This is a genomic window from Psychrobacillus sp. (genome assembly GCF_056205495.1).
In genome coordinates this window covers 1-5,923 of sequence record NZ_JBAEAP010000411.1, presented here as the reverse complement: position 1 = coordinate 5,923, position 5,923 = coordinate 1, and the positions used below count along the sequence as shown (strand labels likewise).

Here is a 5,923-nt window from a genome sequence, read left to right as displayed (position 1 = left end):
ATAGCGATGTCAGGTGACCCCAAGTTATACCATAAAAATTCGTGTGATTTTATATCCGCTGAATATAGGATCGCAAAATATAATCCCATAACAATTGGCATCTGAATCAACATTGGTAAGCAACCCATGTTTAATGGATTCACATTATGCTTGCGGTATAAGCCCATCATTTCTTGTTGTAGTACCATTTGTTCTTCTTTTGATTTTGTTTCTTTTAGCTTCTTTTGAATCTCATCCATCTCTGGTTTGAGCTTGTCCATTTTTTCTTTCATACCTTGTTGATTCTTATAATTTTTAAGCATCAGGGGCATTAAGGCTAAACGAATAAGAATAGTAATAGCAATGATTGCCATCCCATAACTACCGTTAAAAATGTCTCCAAAAAATTCAATTAAAAACTCAAAAGGTCGAACAAATATATTGTAAAAAGTGCCTTCTTTGTTTTCTATTCCTGAACAGCCACTTAGTAGGACTGTTGCAAAAATAAGGATAGTTAATAAACTGATTTTCTTCTTCATCGCTTCACCTTCATTTTTCAAACTATATCGAGTATACCCTCTATAAAGCTATTTTTCAAATATTACTTAGACAAACCTTTAATAAGTTTTGGGCTCTTTTGGAAAATTATATTTAAAATTAGGATGTTCTTGATGGTCTCTAAACTGCTTAGGAGTAAGACTCGTGTATTTTTTGAAGATACGCGTGAAATAGCTCTGATTACAAAAGTGGAATGAATTAGAGATTTCTGATATTGATTTGTTTGTATGCCGTAGAAAATATTGACACTCTTCTACCTTTCTAATATTTAAGTATTCTACCAGAGTTACTCCAGTATGTTCTCTAAAAATTCTAGAGAGATGACTTGTACTAATATTAAATTGTTTGGCGATATCTTCTACTGTTAGATTTGTTTCAATTTCATCATTAATATAAAGAATTACCTTATTTACTGTCTGGTGCCCAAAGGAAGGTTTTTTCCTCTCAGTAATTACCATAACAAAGAATTCTACTAGCTCATCTGCACACTGCAAAAACTGCGCATCACTCATCTTCGTATCTATAATTTCCACACTAGCATTATTAAAGGCCATTACCTTATCAAGCGGAACCTGGCTCTCATACAACTTTCTAGCCATAACAGCGGACAATTGTATGTAATAGTACTTTACATTTTGAATCATTTGCTTGTTATTCGTAGCGATAATTAAGTCAATGATTTCTCTTAATACCTTTTTTGCTCTCTCAATTTCAAAAGAATACATATCTAAGAATAATTTCTTTTCTAATTCAAAAAATTTATCAAGACCTTCTACTCTATTAGTAATACCCATTTCTTTGGCATAGGCTTTTGTGAAGTAATCTAAGAATATTTTTTCTGTATTATCCATAAGTACCTCATCTTTCCAGTCAATTTTATAGTCCATTTGTACCTATATTTTAAATAGGGATGTAGAATCATTTTATAACATTTTATAGTAAAAAACTAGACTTTTAATTACTTTCTGTTTTTTTAGGTAAAAGCATTTCCAAATGTCTAGGAAGAATGTGTATATCAAGGGGAGTACAGTCTCCTTGATCACCATCTACGTTGCAAAATAATGGGCGATTCGATTCGATTCGGAGCTCCTCAGTAGTAAAAGTCTCTACTCCCTCATCCTTCCCTAGTGTTCCTAGCATTACTTTAGTTCCCATACGAGCAATTGCCGCTAATCCTGCATGTTTTATGATAAAGACATGCATTTTCCCATCATCAATTTTAGCAGATTTAACCAAGTTCTCAAATCCACCTACAGAATTGGTTAAGGCAACTAAAACTAATATAGATGTCCCTTTCCATGAACCATGATCATGGGTAATTGTCATCTCTACCTCTTCATTCGAGATGATTGCCTTTGCTCCAGCCATTAAGTAGGCCACAGATCCATATCTCGTTTTTTGTTCCACAGGAGTATCTGCAACACTACTAGCAATATCCCCTATTGCTACTACATTAACAAAGTATTTATCACCGATTCTTCCTACGTCAACTTGTTCCGTATTGGTCATCTTAAGCGCTTCTATTGCAATGTCTGGTTCAAGCGGAATGCCAAGAGCCCTTGCAAAATCATTCACTGTACCGAGGGGGACAAAAGAGAATAAAGGTCGGTCTTCTCGTTCAGCAAGACCATTCACTACCTCGCTTATCGTTCCGTCTCCACCCATGGCTAACAAAAAATCCATTTTTTCAGTACAAGCCATTTCAGCAAAATGTGTCGCATCATCCTGCTTTTGTGTTTCTTTTACCGTCACATCAAAACCTAAATTCGTTAATACTTCAATTGCTCTATCTTTAAATTGTTTTGCTTCTTCTCGCCCAGCAGAAGGATTATAAATTAACATTGCCCTTTTCATTTTTTTGCTTCCTCCTTTAAAATATACTCGTCTCTTTTTCGTACCCTAAATATCCTATCTTGAAACTGCGGCAGTGATAGATAAATGCTAATTCAATCAAAGGAACAATATAGAAATGAGAAGTTCCTTTGGGAAGAAAACAGATAGAACCTAAGTACCATTATTCACCATATAAATTTTAAAGGTATTTTTTAGAAATTATACAGTAATATCTATATATGTAAAATAAAAAAGGTACCTATTAGGCACCTTTTTTTCAAAGTTTATTTATCTTCTGTTTTTATATCCTTGTCAGAAACTGAGTTTGGAGTAGCTTCCGCTTCTTCCTCATTGTAATACTGGACGCTTGTCATAGCTCCCTCATTCACCATATTATTATCTTCTTCATGATAAGGATTAGGATTTCCTGTTTCTTCCTCATTCATGCCTTGCTTTTGAGCTTCCATGAAAGAATTTACTTTATCTTTCGTGTTATTAAATGCTTCCATTGCCTTATCACGATTTTCTTTTTTCCTGAAATAGGCATAAGCCCCAGCTGCAAGTCCCGCCAATAAGAGTGATCTATTTTTCGCCATATTTATTACCTCCTATATATTTATAAGATTTGTATACCCTAATAAGGATAATATAACACTTATTAATTTTTTGACCTAATCATATATACATGAGGTATACCATCCTCATCAAATTCATCACTAATTGTTTGGAAGCCGACGGATTGATAAAAATGTTGTAAGTGACTTTGAGCGCACAGCTTTATACTCGGAACTTTCCAAGAAGTTTCAATTATGTTTATAGCTTTTTGCATAAGCACCCGCGCGTAACCTTTTCCTCTTGCCTGTTCCCTAACAATTACCCTTCCAATAGAGCAATCATCATACTTGAGACCTGCAGGTAGAATACGGCAATAAGCAAGAATTTCGTTATTTTCTTTAAGATAAAAATGAAGAGCTTGTTGATCACAGTCGTCTAGTTCTGGATATGGACAGTTTTGCTCAACAACAAAAACCTCTACACGAAGTTTTAGTATTTCATAAAGAGCATGAGTATCTAACTCACTAAATTTCTTTAACTCCCAGGACATGTTTGCCTCCTATGTAAAAATGTTTATTTTCAATTTTTTTCTTATTACTTATAGAAGATTGATAGAAATTTTGTTATGCTTACAAAAAGCTAAAAGAGGTGTTTCAAATGATAAGGGCGACTACGTTAAAAGATATTCCTACTATACAACAGATCGCACAGGTCAGTTGGAATGATACTTATAAAGATATAATACCAGAAAACATTCAGAAAATATTTTTAGAAAAAGCTTATTCTCCGATGATGATAGCCAAGCGTATAGAAAAAACAATTTTTTTAATTGCTGAATATAAAGGTGAAGCTGTAGGCTTTGCTAACTTTACTTATGTAGACGAAGATGGTGATGCCGAGCTTACAGCGATCTACGTACTCCCAGAGTTTCAAAAAATGGGTTACGGCAGGAAGCTATTAGAGGCTGGCGTTAACCATATGTCCGTCGGAAAACAATTATTTGTTTATGTAGAAAGTAAAAATGAACCTGCTCGTATTTTTTATGAACACTTTGGTTTTGAATGTCTCGAGGAGTTTGATGAATACTTCGAAGGCCATCCATTGTCTACAGCAAAATATTTATTTCCATTAAAAACACCGGCTTATTAGGCCGGTGTTTTTTAATATGTTGTTTCAGTAGTATATTCATCTTCAAATTTAACTGGTGGCTTTCGAACAAAACACATAATTGCAGCTACGTATAAAATGATAGATGTTAAGGAAATAATTCCTGCAAAAATTCCACCTAATATAAACATAATACCTGCTAGCTTTGGTTTTTTGTTTTTAGAAACAAATACGATTCCTAAAATGTTAAAGATTAAACTGATGACGAAAGCAACTACAGCTGCCCAGCCAATAACCCCAAACAAGTCTACAAATACTTCAACAAAACCTAAAGCTTGTTCTGCTTCTTCCGCAGTTAGTTGTGGATCATTAAGCATATCTTGTTCCATGATAGTTTTAAATTCCTCATCTTGAAGTGCTGTACTGCCGTTAATGACAAGTAAAGAAACTAGTATGATTGCAATTACATTAAAAACTGCTCCGATAATTCCTAATACTACTTCTCCTGTTCTTGATATCATTTTCCTACCCCCTATTATTAATTGACATAGCTATTGTACGAAAACAAATTAAAAAAGTTTCACTAATCAACAATTTCCCTGAGTTATTTTTAATAAACCTGTTTCACTCTGCAAAAAACGGGTATTTTATTATTAACACCAAATAGAAAGGAAGATTAACATGGAAAAGAAATTGATCTTTAATCAAACAGACTTCTTATACACATTGGCAGGTGCATCCGCATTAACTGGTATTTTAGTGCTATTCACATCCATTTAATTACTAAAACATAAAAGGCAATCCACTTTAAACTAAGTTAAAGAGGATTGCCTTTTATTATGCCTTTAAGTCGTCGTACTCATCAGATTTAGCAAATGCATCTACTACGTATGAGCAAACAGGCTCCATTTTCAAATCGTTTTCTCGTGCATAGGAAGCGGCGTTATCTAATAGTTTTTTTGCAATTCCTTGGCCTCTAAGCTTACTTGAAACGAAAGTATGATCCATAACCATCACGTCTCCTAGCAGGGTCCACGTAATTTCACCAAGTCTTTCCCCATCTTCTATTACTTGATAGGCAAATACATCATTGCCAAGTTCTTTATATTGAAAATCCATTATCACACACTCCTTTTTATGAATCTTAACACAACTATTTATTAATTGACAACGGACGTAACTTTGCCTCAATTTCTTTACGTCGTGGCTCTAAGAAAGGAGGTAAGGCCAATTTTTCACCTAGCACTTCCTGCTTTTCATCTGTATCAAATCCAGGTTCATCTGTAGAAAGCTCAAACAAGATTCCGTTAGGCTCTCTAAAGTAGATTGCTTTAAAATAATGCCGATCTACAAGGCCTGAAGTTGTATAGCCTTTTGCTCGAAGGAATTCTTCCCATTTAGGGTAATCATCCATATTAGGAATACGAAATGCCACATGATGAACACTTCCTCTTCCTGGTCTCTCTCTTGGTAAATCTTCTCTTGTTTCAATATGAACTTCTCCTGCTGGGCCACCTTTTCCTACAGAGTACACTTGAATATCAGGTGCATCGGTAATAGCAGAGCGGTAAGAACCAATTAAAGTGAATCCTAATACCTCCTCTAAAACTTTCTTTGTAGGCTCTGGATTTTTTAAAGTAAGGGTAACCGGACCTAAGCCTACTATAGCATTGTCTCCACTTATCTCTTCCTTTATCCATGGCTCCCCAAATGGAATTCCATTGCCGTCATCTACAACTAGTCTCATCCTTGACCCTTCAAAATCCTCAAAATATAGAGTTTTTCTACCAAACATTTCGGAAATTTCATCATGAGGAACTTCAAGATCCTGTAATCTATTTTTCCAAAATTGCAAAGCTGCCTCACTTTTTACACGAAGCCCCGTGTTACT

At 34.6% G+C, this 5,923-nt stretch carries 9 protein-coding genes; 1 reads left to right on the top strand and 8 read right to left on the bottom strand.

What is annotated here, in order from left to right:
- The 5 genes from yidC to AC06OU_RS12115 form a co-directional block, all read right to left on the bottom strand.
- Positions 1–518, bottom strand: a 518-nt coding sequence (yidC, locus tag AC06OU_RS12135; protein ID WP_475856065.1) for a membrane protein insertase YidC, incomplete at its 3' end; no start/stop codon positions are given.
- A 78-nt stretch (positions 519–596) separates the two neighbouring features.
- Positions 597–1,388: an AraC family transcriptional regulator gene (locus AC06OU_RS12130; RefSeq protein ID WP_169361373.1), complete on the bottom strand. Its 792-nt coding sequence runs from the start codon at positions 1,386–1,388 to the stop codon at positions 597–599.
- A gap of 103 nt (positions 1,389–1,491) precedes the next feature.
- On the bottom strand, positions 1,492–2,391 hold the full coding sequence (locus AC06OU_RS12125) for a diacylglycerol/lipid kinase family protein (protein WP_475856063.1): 900 nt from the start codon (positions 2,389–2,391) through the stop codon (positions 1,492–1,494).
- Between the two features lie 263 nt (positions 2,392–2,654).
- Positions 2,655–2,966, bottom strand: a complete 312-nt coding sequence (locus tag AC06OU_RS12120) for a hypothetical protein (RefSeq protein ID WP_475856062.1) — start codon at positions 2,964–2,966, stop codon at positions 2,655–2,657.
- A 62-nt stretch (positions 2,967–3,028) separates the two neighbouring features.
- Positions 3,029–3,475: a GNAT family N-acetyltransferase gene (locus AC06OU_RS12115; RefSeq protein ID WP_475856060.1), complete on the bottom strand. Its 447-nt coding sequence runs from the start codon at positions 3,473–3,475 to the stop codon at positions 3,029–3,031.
- A gap of 107 nt (positions 3,476–3,582) precedes the next feature.
- On the opposite strand from AC06OU_RS12115, the gene AC06OU_RS12110 reads away from it, so the two are divergent.
- Complete coding sequence (locus AC06OU_RS12110) at positions 3,583–4,074, top strand: GNAT family N-acetyltransferase (RefSeq protein ID WP_340881753.1); 492 nt, start codon at positions 3,583–3,585, stop codon at positions 4,072–4,074.
- Positions 4,075–4,085: 11 nt separating this feature from the next.
- Here AC06OU_RS12110 and AC06OU_RS12105 read toward each other — a convergent pair whose 3' ends face one another.
- From AC06OU_RS12105 to AC06OU_RS12095, 3 genes are all read right to left on the bottom strand, one after another.
- Positions 4,086–4,553 (bottom strand): DUF4064 domain-containing protein, encoded by a 468-nt coding sequence (locus AC06OU_RS12105; RefSeq protein ID WP_475856058.1) that lies wholly within the window; start codon positions 4,551–4,553, stop codon positions 4,086–4,088.
- 316 nt (positions 4,554–4,869) lie between these two features.
- Positions 4,870–5,175, bottom strand: a complete 306-nt coding sequence (locus AC06OU_RS12100; protein ID WP_251553354.1) for a GNAT family N-acetyltransferase — start codon at positions 5,173–5,175, stop codon at positions 4,870–4,872.
- A 10-nt stretch (positions 5,176–5,185) separates the two neighbouring features.
- The coding region (locus tag AC06OU_RS12095) for a ring-cleaving dioxygenase (protein ID WP_475856057.1) at positions 5,186–5,923 on the bottom strand (738 nt) is incomplete at its 5' end.